The organism is uncultured Nostoc sp., from assembly GCF_964247315.1.
Classification (GTDB): domain Bacteria; phylum Cyanobacteriota; class Cyanobacteriia; order Cyanobacteriales; family Nostocaceae; genus Nostoc.
Window position 1 is genome coordinate 22,071 of record NZ_CAXTTT010000050.1, and the last position, 16,044, is coordinate 38,114.

Below are 16,044 nucleotides of genomic sequence, written 5' to 3' on the forward strand. Positions count from 1 at the left end.
AAAATTTATGAAACTCAATTTCACGGGTTTTAGCGATCCGGGACTTATTCGTTCTAATAATCAGGATGCTTACTATATTGACCCAGAAGGGCGATTTTTCGTTGTTGCCGATGGCATGGGTGGTCATGCTGGAGGTGAGGAGGCAAGTAGAATTGCCACTGGAGAAATTAAGGCGTATTTGGTAGCAAATTGGGAAACCTCTAAGTCTTCTCAAGAATTGCTAGAGCAAGCTTTGTGGGGAGCCAATGAAGCGATTTTGCACGATCAGCAAAATCATCCTGAACGTGCCGACATGGGGACAACGGTTGTAGCAGTAATTTTTCGCTCTCCAGAGTCGCCTTGGTGCGCTCATGTTGGCGATTCGCGGCTGTATCGCTTCCGAGAGTCGCACTTAGAACAGGTAACGGAAGACCACACTTGGGTAGCACGAGCAATCAAAATCGGTGACATCACCTTAGATGAAGCACGATTACATCCTTTCCGCCATGTATTATCGCGCTGTTTGGGGCGCGAAGATTTGCATCAAATTGATGTGCAACCACTAGATGTAAAAGTTGGCGATCGCTTGTTGTTATGTAGTGATGGTCTTACAGAAGAACTTGTCGAACAGAAGATTGCTAGCTGCCTTCAAAATAGTCCTTGGCTTGATAAAGCCGCCATCTCTCTTGTTGAGGCTGCCAAAGAGCATGGAGGGCACGATAACATCACAGTTGTTATCGTCTCACTTGAAGAAAATAGTCATTAGTCATTAGTCATTAGTCATTAGTAGATGCTTAGTAACTTTAAACAAATGACAAAGGACAAAGGACAAAGGACAAATCTGGTAAATATACTCAGTAATTTGTTCAGGATGAGCATTTTTCCTTTTTACAATTTGATACAAATATTTTTAGCCTCTAAAATTACCTAAAGAGGCTAAATTTGTATAAATTGGTAAATTGACATCTTGCACGTAATAAGGTAAAGCGACTATAATTCACGCTTATTACCATTAATCCCCCAACTTCCTTAAAATCTCTGCCCTCCGAAGCTTCCTCCATGCTTGGGGAGACAGCATCTTAGGCTTTTTAAACAGAAAGACTAAGACGGGTTTTGCATAGCACCAAATATTCTTTTTAAAGGAGATTTGTGCAAAGCAGGAAGGATTTAGGGAAGTAGTTATACTTATCTGAGACCAAATAGAGCTTATTTTCCGGAATATGGTTCAGTTAACTTGGGTGGTATATCAGTAGGATTAGGTGCAAGATATCAGAGCAGAAAAAGTCCGCACTTTGGATGTGGGCAATCTGTCAAACAATTGTTATCTTTCGTAATACGGAGGAATAAATGTTGGACAGATATGAGTCCAAATTTATCCCATTTGGACTTCTGTAAGTGATATCACACTTTCCACGTTGTTTTTTCGGAGTTAATTAACTATGAACCAACCAATGAAACTATCTTTGGAACAGCAATTCAGCATCTGCTCATTCTCTACTCAGGTGCAAAATATGAGCCACGATCAAGCTAAAGATTTTTTAGTCAAGCTATATGAGCAAATGGTCGTGCGCGAGGCAACTTATCAAGAACTTCTTAAGCACCAGTGGGGCTTAGATTCGGGTTCCACTATGGCATAGAGTCGTTCTACTGTCGCAGTGGGCGACCTCCTTCTCTTGCTTGGTTCCAAGGAGGAAAAGAGCTGGGGATGTCGGGGCGTCAACTTCGATAAATAATTCCACAAAAGTTCAATTCTCGAAATTAACTAATAATGAGGAAACATTGTCTACGGCATATTTGCTGGAGTCTAGACTTAACTTTAGCTAGCTTTGTATGCTAAATCTGTTGTTTGCTTTAGCCAAACCTCTTTTTGTTTCGTCTAGTCTGAGAATATTACCTGCATAAATTTACAATCTACTGCAATATTTCTACAGGTAGATTCAGAGATAATTTGGATACCACTACTTTAACAGCTAGTGATTTCACTCTTTATACATATAACTAGAACTTACATCTTTATATATACTTTGTTTATAAAACGTTACATTCTTTGAGCGACCACCTTTTATTTCTATATAAAACATGTAACAATTAAGCAATTATCTTTAGCTGGAAAGATCGTATGGAGAATCTGTATCAATACTTTCTAGTTTTGTTATAATTTGGGGCTTAATCTTTTCGTACTCCTTTTTGAGCAAACTTTTACTGATTTGCGGGTCGGCAGAGGACATCAACGAATTGCTCATTGCAACCCACTCTTGCAGTCGTTGGCGCTGGGCAGAAGCGATGCTGGAAAGTAAGATGTGGATACAGGGATTTGGTGCTTCTCGTGCAAAGAATAACAGGCGGTAGTAACCTGTGTGTTGTAGTAACCGGGCAATTTCCTGACCAAGGCTGGTTTTGAGATCGAGGTAATAAGGCAACCATTTAGCGCCATGCTTGCGATTGTGAATGACAGTAATCCATAGCAGCATGGGATGGGGAATAGAGATGAACAGAAATTGGTTATAGCGGTTACAGAGTAAGCGTTTTTGAATTTCCTCTTGCGGTAGCATCACCCACAACGCTGGTAAAACCTCCCCATTGACATGAATGGGCTGGGGAAACACAATATCGGCAATTGGTTTATTTTGGGGCCAGGAAATGGCACGAGCAATTTCATCGTTTGACCAAGATACCCGCAAATCGGCTTTGGTCTTTTGTTCAAACTCAGTGCTAGCTGTAGTAGTGGGAACTAGGGCATGGCCGCTGACATAGAAAATTCGACTCTAAAAGCAGGTTGTAAGTGTTTAGGAGGACAAGTGCATTCAAACTGATATCTGATTATTACGCCTAGAAATGACTTTTTATGCTCATACTGCAAGACAGAAATGGAAGTCAAAAGGCAAAAAGCTTATAAGCTAAGCTTTTGTGCGATTTCCAATAGTTGGTCTATTTACGCGGTGCTGTACTAGCTTTTTCAGTCCTCTTTCAGAAGATTGAAACCACGATCTGACTGTTTGCAACTGAGACGGTTATTGCAACTGGTGCAACATACCAAATCAAACAAGTATAAAGAGTAGATTTATAATGACGTTTTGTACCATTTTGCACTTTAATTGTGGTGTAGTTTTAGTTTGCCCAATTTTGACTAATGCGCTATCACTCTTGGTGTCTCCTCAACTCTTGGAGACATTGGTTGCTTTGTGTTGAGAGAAGACGGCACTAGTTTGGCTACATGAAACTTTACCTACCTTTGCAGGTTAACAAACCCTTAAATTGGCATTATTCCACGGAGGTAGACTTGAGTTTATGTAATAGCGAATTATATTCGCTCAATACTTTTAAAACATTTTCTGATTACCTAACAATATTTTTAACATTCAAGCTCATTATTACTATGTAAAAATGTATTATTTATTGATAAAGCTGTAATAGACTAAGAGGTAGTTTTTCGTTTTCTCTGTTGGTTAGGATATATATCAAAACTTGATTTATTATTCATTACATAGTATTGAATTCGACGCTCAACGATCCCATTAAATCGGGACATAAAATCATAAAAAAAGCCCGGATTTTTCCTGATTTCTGTGAATGCTGTTAATAATTTTCCTTGTTTTATAGGTTCTACAATTTTAAAATAAGCTAGATTTTTCTTAAAGACTGAAAGATTATAAGATAGAGCACGCATTAGAGCAGGATTTTTTTTTACAACGTCTTGTTGCATGAAATATTTAGCAGCTTTGCAAGATTGATTTAGACGTGGTAATTGGCTTTGATATACAAGAGAACCGGGGCGTGAACGGTAGAAATAATAGGGTTTTGGTTCAATAAAAAACCTAGCTCCTTTAATTAAGCATTTCATATCAAGCCAAAAATCTTGACCCATCCTGATTTCATCATCGTACTCAATGCCGTGCTTAACCAGAAATTCTCGTTTGAACAGGGGTTTGCTTAAGCCAAGATGCAATCCTGCTTCCCCAAAGACATCAGTTTCTACAAAATAAACGATATCAATTTGGATAATTTTATCTATAAGTTCTCCACTTTCTTGAATCAATGTACTCCAAGGAGATGTTGCACCGTCTTTGATAAAATAAACATCATCAGCAATCATGTCTGCATTTGTTTTATTTGCCAAAGACACAAGCTTTTCCAATCTTTCGGGAGCATACCAATCATCTGAATCAAGTACAGCAATCCAATCTCCTTGGGCTGCTCGAAAGGCGCGATTACGTGCAGCCGCTGCTCCAAGATTTTGCTGATTAACTATCACTTTAAGACGTCGATCGGTGAAACTTTTAGCGACTTCTACAGTTTTATCACTTGAGCCATCATCGACCATGATAACTTCAATGTCAGTGAGTGTTTGCTCTAAGGCTGACTCTATTGCTTTCCCAATATAAGTTTCAGTATTGTAAGCAGGGATAATAACGGAGACTTTAGGATTCACGAAACTGAACTCCTGATTACACGGTTAAGTAAAATACTGACGATGATCATTTGATCGTTTCTTTTTTACTATACAACTTATACCAATTTAAAAAATGATTGCTACAGATGTAGGTTGGGTTAAGGGACGAAACCCAACACCTCAAAGTGTTGTATTTGTTGAGTTTCACTTCGTTTAACCTAACCTACTGGTCTGTCAAATTCATTTTGACGGTTAGAGAGACGCGATAAATCGCCGTCTCTACAGGTAATCTATCCATCAATTATTTATTGACAGACTACTACGCATCTGTTTCATTCTTTTCTGGAATTGGTATCAGTAGGTTGGTGAGAATAAACGATGAGTGGTTAAAGTTGGGCAGGAGATATTAGGTGTTGGGAAACCAGTGCGTTACCAGAGTTTTTTGAACGGCGGTTTTTGGCTTAGAAGAACAGCAAAGCGGTGAGACAGCGCTGCCTTTAAGCTGACTGACGCTCTAGGCTAGCTTCCATTGTGTTAGTTAAAAAATGACCAGCCAAGATACCGCTACTGAGGTAATATTTATCTTGCGAAATCCGGTGTAGGGTTTCAAAGCCACTACGACGCTGACGATCGCCTAGTACCCAGTAACGCTGTACGATAGTATCCAGACCAATCCAGCCTTCGCCTTCAACTTGCCCCAAAATATTATGTTGTAGTAAAAAAGTATACTGACGCTCTCCATCATGCAACCGCCCCTTATATTGCAGAGAGATTTCGGAGCGATCGCTACCTGGGAATATCAGTTTTGTGGCCATAGTGAACCAGTTATCTCGATTCCAAGCTACCAAGGTCATACCCTTGACGCTAATTGGCATACCATTGCGTTCCAGCCAATTTCCTTCTATTACCCAGCGTCCTGGTTCCAATAAAAAAGTATGAGCCACCTTTTATTCCCTGTCTTGCTCGAATGCCGCCAAGACTATAGTTATAGCAGTAATGAGTTAGGAGTAGAGACGCGATTAATCACGTCTGTACAGGAGTGCTGAGTTGCCAGCGAAGAATGAAAAAATATTTTATCTTGTTTATTGTTCTTGACTCAGGACTAACCTTGGTGAATTTCTCCCAAAAGTATTTCTTGAGGTGCACCTGTAGCTGTGGGTAGGTTGCCAGGAATACCTAAATGTCGCCAGTAGGCTAAAACTGCAAAAGCGATCGCTTCTTTAAAATCTGCACTCAAGCCGACTTCATCTGTCGTCGAGACTGGTATTGATCCCAACAATAACTGTAATCTTTGTTTCAAATAGAGATTCTGACTACCACCACCACATAATAGTACCCGTTGTGGCATTTCTGGCAAAAAAGTGCGGTAACTATGAAAAATTGAAGCAGCTGTAAGTTCTGTGAGAGTTGCCAGAATGTCAGCAGGATTGAGTTGGTATGCTTGAGCATCTTTTAAACACTGATGCAGGTAAGTCACACCAAATAACTCGCGTCCAGTGGATTTTGGTGGCGGTAGATGAAAGTAGTCTTGGTTGAGCCATTGTTCTATTAATGGATGGCAAGGAGTACCACTCGCTGCCCAATTGCCATCTTCATCATAAGTTTTAGCACCAGCGCTTAAATGCTCCACCGCTAGATCCAACAGACTATTTCCTGGGCCAGTATCCCAAGCACGAATTTTTGAGAGCCAGTCTCCATGCCGAGGCGGAATATAAGCAACATTGCCAATACCACCAATATTTTGAATACAACGCCCCTCCTGGGAATGACTGAGTAAATAAGCATCGACTCTCGGCACGAGAGGCGCACCATGACCACCTATAGCAATATCAGCAACGCGGAAGTTGCTCACAGTTGTAATGTTCGTAAGATGGGCAATTAATGCACCGCGTCCCAGTTGAAGACTATAACCCAAGGGAGTACCCAGTGCTGTTAGCGAAGAGCTAGGGTTTAGCCCGTAGGTAGTGAGCATTTCTCTCTCCCTGCTCCTCTGCTCCCCTGCTCTCCCTGCTCCTTCTTTGGGTGGTCGATGATAAACAGTCTGACCGTGGGAGCCAATGAGAGTGGCTGGTTGATGACCAATTTGAATATTTTGGGCGGCTTGGGCAAAGACTTGAGCGATCGCATCATCTATTTCTGCTAATTCTGCCATTGAGATGGCAACGCCTGCACCAACTGCTAATATTCTTTCTCTGAGTTCGGCTGGATAAGGATATGTTGCTCCGGCTAGCAACTCTACTTTGAGATCCAATTCTGTGCCGGAAATCTCTACCAACGCAGCGTCTATGCCATCTACGGATGTGCCACTAATTAAACCAATAACGCGAGTAGGGACAACAGCTTTTTCAGTTGGATGCATCGATTGAGATTCTTTTGTTGATTGCAAGAGTTTAGTTTAATTCATGTTACTAGCTATGTCAAAACACTCAGGTTGCATAGTTGCTACAGAAGGAAAAGTAAATAGAGCGAGGGAAGAATGTCAAAACCAATAGCAATGACCACGAATCTATTTTTATTTATCAGCAAACAAAGAATTTTAAACAGTCTTGTCCGTTATCTTTATTAGTCCTTAATCAGCACAACATCCGAAGATACAAATTCTTAATATATACGAGATCACTTTACATTTTTTTATCTTCAGATAAAGAACAGATATTCTATCTACTGTTTTGGCAAGTGAAATTACTTATTCATGTTCGATAATCAAGCAAGTAGTTTCCCAAATCTAGCAATTTTTCAGTAAATACAAATCCAGTATTTTTATCCTATTCCTTTTGATAAAAGACATTACATAATCAACTCAAATCGCACAGCGAATTTTTCAACAAATAAAAATACAGAATCTCAAAAGTATGTCTCTTACAAAAATTGCTTGTATCGCGGCTCTATCTTTATCTGCAATCTCCTCATTTATCTATGCAGGTTCTGCCCAGGCTATTTCCTTCAAAGTAACCACTGGCATTGCAGGCCCTAATGGAGAAACTGACCAAGGTGCTTTTTCTGAGTTTACTCAGCTTCCCGGTACGACAACTGTTAACTTCAATAATGGTCAAGCACCAACCACTGGTTTTGCTAAATACTCATTTGAGAACAACAGTGGAAGCAGCAGTGTTAAGTTAGATCAATGGGCACCTGCTGGGCCAAACGGTGAAGTCAATAATAAGGGTAACTATTTGGCAGTTTTCAACGGCGATCAAGTCACAATTAACCTTGCAAAGTCCCTCAATTATTTCGGTATTGACTGGGGAGCTATTAGTTCTGGTAACGTTTTTTCCTTCTACAAGGGCGATAATCTGATCAAATCATTTACAACTGAAGATGTGAACCCGGTTGCTCCAATTCATGCGTCACAGCATTACGATGAAGGAAATGGCTACCTTCACTTCTACTCAGATAGTAGCAACGATATTTTCAACAAGATTGTCATTACCCAAGCAGGTGGTGGTGGATTTGAAAGTGACAACCATTCTTTCCATCAAGGAACTGACAGATTTACAGGTTTTGATCCTAAGTCTGTTCCTGAGCCTAGTGTTACCTTAGGTATGCTGGCTGTAGGTGGTATATTTCTACGCAAGCGCAAGAACGAGAAGTTGCAAAGTGTAAGGCAATCTCATTAAATATATTAATCTGAGCTCAGTAAGATTTTCCTGATTTTCTCTACACTCTAACCTTAGCCTGTATAAGGATTTCAAAACTAAGTTAATATTAAATACAAATTAGGGTGAGCTTACTTAGGTAAACTCGCCCTAATCCTTTTGCTATTTACGATCGCCCCTTTTTCTACGAGCAATGCTACCCATAGCAAGCTTGAGAAATAATTTTCTTTTTCTATACTCAATAACTGCTTAGAGCTTAACCGAACTGGATTAAGAGTGAACTATAATTTTGACTCCTAACTCCTAAATCCCCTTATAGGTTGTTGGATGAATAAAATATACATGGATTAGTTTAGATATAATAATGACTCATTCTTTGTTATCCTAACTGGAGAAATTAATGGGTCGCGCCAAAAAGGTTGTCCTGGCATATTCTGGCGGAGTGGATACCTCAGTTTGCATCCCCTACCTCAAACAAGAGTGGGGTGTGGAAGAGGTGATTACCCTAGCAGCAGATTTAGGTCAGGGAGATGAATTAGAGCCAATCAGAGAAAAAGCTCTGAAATCGGGTGCAAGTGAATCCCTAGTGGCGGATGTCAAAGACAGCTTCGTTAAAGATTACGCCTTTGGAGCGATTCAAGCCAACGCCCTTTATGAAAATCGTTATCCTCTAGGAACCGCCCTGGCTCGTCCACTGATTGCCAAGGTATTAGTAGAAACAGCCGAAAAATATGGTGCTGATGCGATCGCTCACGGTTGCACCGGCAAAGGCAACGATCAGGTTCGCTTTGATGTCTCTGTCACCGCCTTAAACCCCAACCTGAAGATCCTCGCACCAGCCAGAGAATGGGGGATGAGTCGTGAGGAAACGATCGCTTATGGGGAAAAGTTTGGTATTCCCTCACCAGTCAAAAAATCTTCTCCCTATAGTATTGACAAGAATTTGCTCGGTCGTAGTATTGAAGCTGGTTTACTCGAAGATCCGTCATTTGAGCCACCAGAAGAAATTTATGAGATGACCAAAGCGATCGCTCATACTCCCAACGAGCCAGAGTACATCGAAATTGGTTTCCAGGGTGGTATTCCCACAACCCTCAACGGTATAGCCAAAAAGCCAGTTGAGCTAATTGAAGAACTCAATCAGGTGGTAGGAAATCATGGCATCGGACGGATCGATATGATTGAAAACCGTCTGGTGGGGATCAAATCGCGGGAAATCTACGAATCACCCGCGATGTTGGTGCTAATTCAGGCACATAGAGATTTAGAAAGCTTGAATTTAACGGCAGATGTCACCCATTACAAGCGTGGGATTGAAGAAACTTACAGCCAAATTGTTTACAACGGTTTGTGGTACAGTCCACTCAAAGTTGCACTCGATGCCTTTATTCAAAAGACACAAGAGCAAGTCTCTGGAACTGTGCGAGTGAAGTTGTTCAAGGGCAACTCTACGATAGTTGGGCGTTCGAGCGATAATTCCCTCTATACTCCCGATTTGGCAACCTATGGAGCCGAAGACAAATTTGACCACAAAGCCGCTGAAGGCTTTATCTACGTTTGGGGATTACCAACTCGCATTTGGTCACAGCAGCTTAAAGGTTAAGAAGATAAAAGGAATTAAAGGGATGAGGCGGACAAGGTAAAATTTTCTCCCTTATCTGTCTCTACTCCCTCACCTCCCCACTTCAAATACTTACTCTTCTGCTGCACCCTTAACTTGGCGAGACTCCAGCCACAGGGGCACAAAAATTAAAGCAGCGAGGATTAATAACGCTGCGATCGCAAATTGACCCACCCAAGCAACCAATTGTTCTAAAGAGACTATTTTGCCAGCAAAAAAAGCTAATGTCACCATCAAGCTAGCCCAAGCAACTGCTCCTAACAAGTTGTATAAAAAGAATTTTCTAAAGGGCATTTCAGCTATACCAGCTAGTGGTGACGCAAAAACTCGTAACAATGCCAAAAAACGTCCAAAAAACACTGCTTTAGCAGCATTTTGACTAAATTGATCTTTAATAGTCAGCAGCCGCACTTCAGAAATCCGAAATATGCCACTAACTTTTACTAGAAAAGCCCAACCGCTAACTCTACCAATCCAATAGCCACAAGTGCCACCAATGACAGCACCCATGATTGCGTCACCGAGAACCAGCCAGAAATTTAGTTCATCGCTGCCAGCTAAAAACCCGCCCACTAAGGTCACGGTTTCACCAGGAAGGGGAATGCCTAAATTTTCTAGCAAAATTCCGAAAAAAATTGCCCAATACCCGTAATTATGAGCAACTTCCTGGATATTTTCTAGTGAAATCAGCTCTAAAGACATTCCGCACCGCCGTCTTTACAAATTTTTACTTTTACTATATTTTTGCTTGTTTTTGGGTGGGGTGTCAATCAAACTAATACATAGAGTCATTAAGTCATTAGTTTAATACTGAATAATCCATAGCTTCTAGTCTATAGTAACTGTTAACTTTTGAATATTTTTGCAATTTCTACCACATGTTCATAATTTATTGAAAAAAGATTAAAAAATTTATAGAAAATTTATAAATCTCCGTTTAAATTGTGAAAATTTTGTAAAAGATACGGTTGATACCGAAATTGTTAGGCGCTTATGCCTATATTGATGAAAGTTATCACAAATTATACGACATGAATACTGAAATAATCTCTCTCAACTGTAAGACTGCAATTGCCCAAATATCTGGGTAAAAGAGTCATTTCACTGTTGATAGAAAAGAAGTATTTATGTCTTTTTCAATTTTTTGTCAAGTGTTCCAATTACCCTGTTAAATTCATGGCTTTCACACAAGAACTTCAAGTTATTTTGTTTAAACCCCAAGGAAGCATAGATTTGGAAGGCGGTAAGACTTTGAGCGAACAGATGGCTGGAGTAGTCCCTCAAGCTTATCAACTCTGGGTTATCGACCTAGCAGAAGTTAACTTCATGGACAGTTCTGGGTTAGTTCCTTTAGTAAAAGGGTTAAAAGCTGCACGTCAGAGTGGTTGCCGCTTGGTTCTATGCAACGTACAAGCTCCTGTACGGTTGATTTTGGAACTTACCCAACTCGATACAGTGTTTGAAATTTTTCACACTTACCAAGATATTTTTACCAACGTCAAAGATAACAGTCTGATGCTAGCAGACTAACTAATAAATCTACCTAAAGAAGGATGGCGGAGTCAAGCAATATTTGCCTTTTTTCACATTCTCTTAAGATAATAGTCTGGTGCTAGCAGGCCGATCTTCTTTTCTTGTCTAGAGAAGAATGTTGACGGAAACTCATGGCTTTGAGCTAGGTAGTATAAATTACAAGTGAATGAATCTGCTTATTGGAAGTCATCTACCTAAAGCAGTAAAGTTCTGAAATGACTAAAATTGGTCAAAGCAAATGCAATTGTTTGTGACACTCCCCAGCCTTTTAAAGACAGGGGTTTTTCAAATTACTCTAAGCTAATTGTTTTATATGGGGCGTAACTAGTGAAAGGAAGCAGGAGGTAAGAAGGTTTAGAATATCAGCGTTTACGTTACTTTCTAACTCTATAGTTATTTTTGCCTCGATCTACTACTTGGATGCCTCCAAGATGCTTTGATGCACCAATTTTTTACCTCTTAGATTCCACCATAATGGTAATTTTAGGCATTCTGGGGAGTCGAAATATTAGTTTGTTCGGATGCTGGGCGGGAAAAATTTGGTAAATCAATACCGCTATGACTAGCATTGCGAGTTTTTAGTGCTAAACGGTAACTCACGCTTTGCAGTTCTGCTTGCAGTTGGCGGTTTTCCCGTTGTAGTATTGCTACCTTTTCTCTCACTGGCGTCATCCGCTCTTCAAACTTCCGACGGTAAATTTGAGGCAACTCTTGTACTACTTGCTCCAACATCCGAGTGCGATCGGTAAGTTCTTGAACTGACTGTCGCAATTGGTAAATTTCAGAGTCACGAGTTGTAATTTGCTCTTGGTAGAACGCCACCTGCTGTTCCACAGCTTGAAGTTGTTCTTGTAAAGCATGTAACTGGGTCAGATCGCGCTCAACTTCCGGCTGCTGGGGCATAAAACTAGTGTTACCCTTTACCAGCCGGAAAAGTTCTTGAGATAGTTGTTGCACTAATTGATCCCGAAGTTGCAACTCCTGGCGTAGCTGCGATACTTCCGTCGAGAGAACTTGAATATTAGGTGTATCAGATTGGCTCACAGTAGCTTAAAGCTCCCATTCAGAATCTTGTCCACTTTTAGGTATAACTGCGGGAGTACTACCTTTGGCAAGTATTTGTTAATTTAGCATTCCCAAATAAGTCACGAAAAAAGAAAAAGACAAAATTTTATTGAATGGGAGTGAGGATTGAACATTCAGTTCCTTTTCTAGTTTCTAGTTACTAGTTCCTAGTCCCCAGTCCTCAGTTTTTTAGACTATTGCAGCTGTTGCAGCTACTTTAGTGGGCTTTTCCTTTTCCTCTTTAGGGGGTTTTTCTTCTTCAATGTCCTGTTTGATTGTTAAATAGCGAATCACTTCTTCACTCAAGCGCATGGCACGTTCAAAGGGGGCGATCGCAGTTGCAGGCGCGCTGTAGTTTAACTGGATGTAGATGCCATCCCGGTGTTTTTTGATTTCGTAAGCCAGACGGCGCTTACCACGATTTTGAATTTGGATCTCCTCAGCACCTTGATCGCGAAGCAAATTCTGATATTTAGTAACTGCTTGCTCTACCTGTTCCTCTCCCAGATCAGGACGGAGGATGTACATTGTTTCGTAATTTGTAGTCATATTTTTCAGTTTCCTCATGGACAAAAGTGGCTGCTGAGATTAATTTATACTTGACTTTTATTTAAAATGCCAGTATTAATCAACATCTGAAGCAACAAGGAACTATAATCTTACCAGTTTTCAATTTGAATCATTAGCCAAATCGCCGAAGTTTGGATTTTTTGGATGTCCCTAATGAAAACTAGGTTGGGAGGCAAGCCTGATATTTCTTTAACAAGATCGAGCGAGCTATCAGCTTCGCTAAGGGGTATCTTTCTTTAAGGGCATCTTATAGCGATCGCTTTTTTACTCAAGGCTCAATCGGTTTGCTAAACAGCTAACTGACGATTGCTACCTGCTCACAGCAACTAAAAAGCAGAAAAAAGGATATTCATCAAGGTTATGGCGCAGCGCTACGTGCGAATTCAAAATCCAGAAGGACAGATTTACTATGGGTTACTACAGCTATCCCTGAATGTGCAGGTGCTAGATGCTCCACCTTGGTTACAAGGACAACCCACTGATTTAACTTTGACACCAGAAAATTACCAAATTCTGGCTCCCTGCGCTCCCTCAAAAATTGTGGCGGTTGGTAAAAATTATGCAGATCATGCAGCCGAAATGGGAACTTCAGTACCTTCTGAGCCACTAATCTTTCTTAAGCCACCTACGTCAATCATTCCATCAGAGAGGGAAATTAAGTATCCTCCCCAGTCACAAAGAGTTGACTATGAAGGAGAGTTAGCTCTAGTGATTGGCGATTACGCCTTTGAATGTACACCAGAAGTAGCCCAAACCAAAATTTGGGGCTACACCATCGCCAATGATGTAACAGCGCGGGATTTACAAAAACAGGATGGTCAGTGGACGCGAGCCAAAGGTTTTGATACTTTCTGTCCCTTGGGCCCTTGGATTGTGCGGGAATTAAATCCAGGAGCGAGATTACAGACTTTTGTGAATGACGATGCCAATCCAGTTCAATCTACCTGTATCGATCGGATGGTATTTTCTCCCGATGTTCTAGTTTCCTATATCAGTCAGGTGATGACCCTATTACCTGGTGATTTGGTGCTTACAGGTACGCCGGAGGGTGTCAGTCCATTGCATCCAGGCGATCGCGTCCGCGTAGAAATTGAAGGTATTGGTCGCCTGGAAAACACCATAGTGGCCCGTTAACTTCTAACGCACTTGCATATACACTGCATCGGAAATCGCTGGAATTTCTGCATAACGTCCGCTTACAGACTGGATGACTGAATATGCGACTGCTCCCACTATGCCGATAAAAATGGTTGTGGATAGGGTTTGGATGGCAAAACCACCGGAGGGAACTAGTCCCACAACATCAGTTAGGATGCTAAACAAAAAGATAATGATGTCCAAAAGGATTGCTTGCATGGTGTTGAAACGAATAAAGTGACTAATTTTTTCGTTTCTTACTACCAGCAAAAATAAAGCAAAGAAAATAATCATTCCTGCATAACGCACACCGTAGTAAATTCTCAATAATGGCAGAAGCGGTAAAAACAGTAGTTGTAATGGTGGAAACTCTGAGAGCAAATATCTACCAAATACAAAAACTTCAATTAAAGGAAGCAAATAAGGCAAGGAAGCAAAAATCCGATCTGAAACTGTTGTAGACCCGCGCCAAGACATTATGCGTTCTCCTGTCGTTAAATTTTAATAGTTACTTGAGCTTAGGATAACGCAGTTGCTAGGTCTTGCTGAGAAATTCAACTATTCTATATGGGCGATGCGAAAGCCCATCATGCATTCATATTGGTCTGGCTGCTGTTGAGTAAGTTTGCGAATGGCTTGACCACACCGCAGTTGACCCCCACGCCAACGGGGTTGACCGCTCCCGTCAGCGAGTAAACAAGACTGGCAAACTTGCTCAGGGGCAAGGATTTGCTCGTCCATTAAAATGACTAGCATCGAATCCCTCCTGTAAATCCTCATTGTCAACCCACATTTCACTCAGGGGAAAACACGCTTTGTCGCCCTTCAAAGAGCAGTTTCAGGTTGGTTGGATGCGTTTTGCGCGGTTAAGTGTTGTGATTTGCGCCTACCTTGGGCGATCGCAGAGGACACTTAAGAACCACATCCTACCTCTTTGTAGCAAAAATGTGGGCAATTACGATTCAATAACAATTCTCAAGTGAATTTTAATTTATTGTACGTTGTGTCTATTACAAAGTAAAAATTTTAGTAAAAAATAATACAAAAGTTTTGGCATTAAGTTGAGCAAAGACAACTAAAGGTATTCATTGCATTCCTGTTAATTTAGCACTAGTATGTGTCAAACTTAATATTCATAAAACAACAAAAGCCTTACGCACAAACAACACGGCGACTTATTAAAATTCCCTTGAGGTGAGTAGTTAAAGTGTGAGAAGTCAAGTCAGTAAAACTGAGTTAACTTGATAGCCATTTAAGTGAGGCATTTCTAAAATACTGAGGTAAACTTGCAAGCAAGTTAATCCACAATATTACTCAGCGGCTCGTCGGTCTGGGCATCACTTACAATGGAACACTGGCAATTTCTGATACAGAAACAAGGCGCTCGCTCGTGGCATATCCTAGAATCGCCAAATTTGGAAATTTTGGAAGGACAGTATAGAGTTTTGGCTCGTTCTAACCTTCTGAATACAGACGTGGAAGTGCGGGTAACTCACTCTTCAACTGAGGAAGTTCAACCAACGCGGCGAATTTTTAAGCGATCGCGTCGCACTAATTCAGAAGGCTTAATGCCGATAATTCCTTTTACCTACTTCCAACCGGGAGTTTGGGAGTTGCGGTGTTCTGGCGATTTGATGTCGGATCTGCTCGGTAAATCTTGGCAATACAGCGTGCAAGTGCAGGTCTTCTCGCTGTTAGCAGAGAGAGAGCCGAGGAAAAATTTAGAATCAAGTTCACCCGATCGCTCAGATACTGTTTCTGAAAACTTGGAATGTAATGCCCCAGCAGAAACTGCAATTACGTTATTTACGTTTGAGAAAGCGATCGCTGTTTCTGAAGAACTAGCAACTACAGACAGCAACCTTGCTACTACTGTTGCACCAGATGAAGAGAACTTAGAATCTAATGCCCCAGCAGAACCTCTAATTGAGCTAGATAAAGCGATCGCTGTTTCTGAAGAACTAGCAACTACAGACAGCAACCTTGCTACTACTGTTGCACCAGATGAAGAGAACTTAGAATCTAATGCCCCAGCAGAACCTCTAATTGAGCTAGATAAAGCGATCGCTGTTTCTGAAGAACTAGCAACTACAGACAGCAACCTTGCTACTACTGTTGCACCAGATGAAGAGAACTTAGAATCTAATGCCCCA

14 protein-coding genes and 2 pseudogenes are annotated in these 16,044 nt (G+C 41.0%); 7 read left to right on the plus strand and 9 right to left on the minus strand.

The window, feature by feature from the left end; translation table 11 throughout:
* The first annotated feature begins 7 nt into the window (after positions 1–7).
* The gene (locus ACFE93_RS16365; protein ID WP_375474278.1) at positions 8–745 is read left to right on the plus strand and encodes a Stp1/IreP family PP2C-type Ser/Thr phosphatase; all 738 of its coding nucleotides are present in this window, start codon (positions 8–10) and stop codon (positions 743–745) included.
* Between the two features lie 673 nt (positions 746–1,418).
* Positions 1,419–1,616, plus strand: coding sequence for an NblA/ycf18 family protein (locus ACFE93_RS16370; protein ID WP_104908243.1), 198 nt, complete (start codon positions 1,419–1,421; stop codon positions 1,614–1,616).
* Between the two features lie 465 nt (positions 1,617–2,081).
* Here the strand turns inward: ACFE93_RS16370 and ACFE93_RS16375 are convergent.
* The 4 genes and pseudogenes from ACFE93_RS16375 to ACFE93_RS16390 form a co-directional block, all read right to left on the minus strand.
* Positions 2,082–2,687, minus strand: a pseudogene (locus ACFE93_RS16375) (serine/threonine protein kinase); the annotation flags it as partial.
* A 707-nt stretch (positions 2,688–3,394) separates the two neighbouring features.
* Complete coding sequence (locus tag ACFE93_RS16380) at positions 3,395–4,408, minus strand: glycosyltransferase family 2 protein (protein ID WP_375474279.1); 1,014 nt, start codon at positions 4,406–4,408, stop codon at positions 3,395–3,397.
* 458 nt (positions 4,409–4,866) lie between these two features.
* On the minus strand, positions 4,867–5,313 hold the full coding sequence (locus ACFE93_RS16385; protein ID WP_375474280.1) for a hypothetical protein: 447 nt from the start codon (positions 5,311–5,313) through the stop codon (positions 4,867–4,869).
* A 158-nt stretch (positions 5,314–5,471) separates the two neighbouring features.
* Entirely contained in the window at positions 5,472–6,728 is a 1,257-nt protein-coding gene (locus ACFE93_RS16390; protein WP_375474302.1) for an anhydro-N-acetylmuramic acid kinase, read from the minus strand.
* A gap of 493 nt (positions 6,729–7,221) precedes the next feature.
* Between ACFE93_RS16390 and ACFE93_RS16395 the strand changes: the two genes are divergently transcribed.
* Both ACFE93_RS16395 and ACFE93_RS16400 read left to right on the plus strand, forming a co-directional pair.
* The gene (locus ACFE93_RS16395; RefSeq protein ID WP_375474281.1) at positions 7,222–7,986 is read left to right on the plus strand and encodes a PEP-CTERM sorting domain-containing protein; all 765 of its coding nucleotides are present in this window, start codon (positions 7,222–7,224) and stop codon (positions 7,984–7,986) included.
* A gap of 379 nt (positions 7,987–8,365) precedes the next feature.
* Positions 8,366–9,568 carry an argininosuccinate synthase gene (locus ACFE93_RS16400; protein WP_375474282.1) on the plus strand — a complete coding sequence of 401 codons (1,203 nt, stop codon included), beginning with the start codon at positions 8,366–8,368 and terminating at the stop codon, positions 9,566–9,568.
* Positions 9,569–9,658: 90 nt separating this feature from the next.
* Here ACFE93_RS16400 and ACFE93_RS16405 read toward each other — a convergent pair whose 3' ends face one another.
* Positions 9,659–10,288, minus strand: a complete 630-nt coding sequence (locus ACFE93_RS16405; RefSeq protein WP_375474283.1) for a DedA family protein — start codon at positions 10,286–10,288, stop codon at positions 9,659–9,661.
* Between the two features lie 474 nt (positions 10,289–10,762).
* Here ACFE93_RS16405 and ACFE93_RS16410 point away from each other — a divergent pair, with 474 nt between their 5' ends.
* The gene (locus ACFE93_RS16410; RefSeq protein ID WP_375474284.1) at positions 10,763–11,116 is read left to right on the plus strand and encodes an STAS domain-containing protein; all 354 of its coding nucleotides are present in this window, start codon (positions 10,763–10,765) and stop codon (positions 11,114–11,116) included.
* A gap of 486 nt (positions 11,117–11,602) precedes the next feature.
* On the opposite strand, the gene ACFE93_RS16415 is transcribed toward ACFE93_RS16410, so the two are convergent.
* Complete coding sequence (locus tag ACFE93_RS16415; RefSeq protein ID WP_375474285.1) at positions 11,603–12,163, minus strand: Npun_F5560 family protein; 561 nt, start codon at positions 12,161–12,163, stop codon at positions 11,603–11,605.
* Positions 12,164–12,373: 210 nt separating this feature from the next.
* Entirely contained in the window at positions 12,374–12,733 is a 360-nt protein-coding gene (gene rpsF, locus ACFE93_RS16420; RefSeq protein ID WP_375474286.1) for a 30S ribosomal protein S6, read from the minus strand.
* 381 nt (positions 12,734–13,114) lie between these two features.
* Between rpsF and ACFE93_RS16425 the strand changes: the two genes are divergently transcribed.
* Entirely contained in the window at positions 13,115–13,888 is a 774-nt protein-coding gene (locus ACFE93_RS16425; RefSeq protein WP_375474287.1) for a fumarylacetoacetate hydrolase family protein, read from the plus strand.
* A 3-nt stretch (positions 13,889–13,891) separates the two neighbouring features.
* Here the strand turns inward: ACFE93_RS16425 and ACFE93_RS16430 are convergent, their stop codons facing one another.
* Positions 13,892–14,368 carry a Tic20 family protein gene (locus ACFE93_RS16430; protein ID WP_094348027.1) on the minus strand — a complete coding sequence of 159 codons (477 nt, stop codon included), beginning with the start codon at positions 14,366–14,368 and terminating at the stop codon, positions 13,892–13,894.
* Between the two features lie 81 nt (positions 14,369–14,449).
* On the minus strand, positions 14,450–14,647 hold the full coding sequence (locus ACFE93_RS16435) for a hypothetical protein (protein ID WP_094348028.1): 198 nt from the start codon (positions 14,645–14,647) through the stop codon (positions 14,450–14,452).
* A 590-nt stretch (positions 14,648–15,237) separates the two neighbouring features.
* Between ACFE93_RS16435 and ACFE93_RS16440 the strand changes: the two are divergent.
* Positions 15,238–16,044, plus strand: a pseudogene (locus tag ACFE93_RS16440) (hypothetical protein); the annotation flags it as partial.

Bases quoted from the DNA above. Each gene is read 5' to 3' on its own strand.
- ACFE93_RS16365 (WP_375474278.1), top strand. From the start codon at position 8: ATGAAACTCAATTTCACGGGTTTTAGCGATCCGGGACTTATTCGTTCT.
- ACFE93_RS16370 (WP_104908243.1), top strand. From the start codon at position 1,419: ATGAACCAACCAATGAAACTATCTTTGGAACAGCAATTCAGCATCTGC.
- ACFE93_RS16390 (WP_375474302.1), bottom strand. From the start codon at position 6,728: ATGCATCCAACTGAAAAAGCTGTTGTCCCTACTCGCGTTATTGGTTTA.
- ACFE93_RS16395 (WP_375474281.1), top strand. From the start codon at position 7,222: ATGTCTCTTACAAAAATTGCTTGTATCGCGGCTCTATCTTTATCTGCA.
- ACFE93_RS16400 (WP_375474282.1), top strand. From the start codon at position 8,366: ATGGGTCGCGCCAAAAAGGTTGTCCTGGCATATTCTGGCGGAGTGGAT.
- ACFE93_RS16405 (WP_375474283.1), bottom strand. From the start codon at position 10,288: ATGTCTTTAGAGCTGATTTCACTAGAAAATATCCAGGAAGTTGCTCAT.
- ACFE93_RS16410 (WP_375474284.1), top strand. From the start codon at position 10,763: ATGGCTTTCACACAAGAACTTCAAGTTATTTTGTTTAAACCCCAAGGA.
- rpsF (WP_375474286.1), bottom strand. From the start codon at position 12,733: ATGACTACAAATTACGAAACAATGTACATCCTCCGTCCTGATCTGGGA.
- ACFE93_RS16425 (WP_375474287.1), top strand. From the start codon at position 13,115: ATGGCGCAGCGCTACGTGCGAATTCAAAATCCAGAAGGACAGATTTAC.
- ACFE93_RS16430 (WP_094348027.1), bottom strand. From the start codon at position 14,368: ATGTCTTGGCGCGGGTCTACAACAGTTTCAGATCGGATTTTTGCTTCC.
- ACFE93_RS16435 (WP_094348028.1), bottom strand. From the start codon at position 14,647: ATGCTAGTCATTTTAATGGACGAGCAAATCCTTGCCCCTGAGCAAGTT.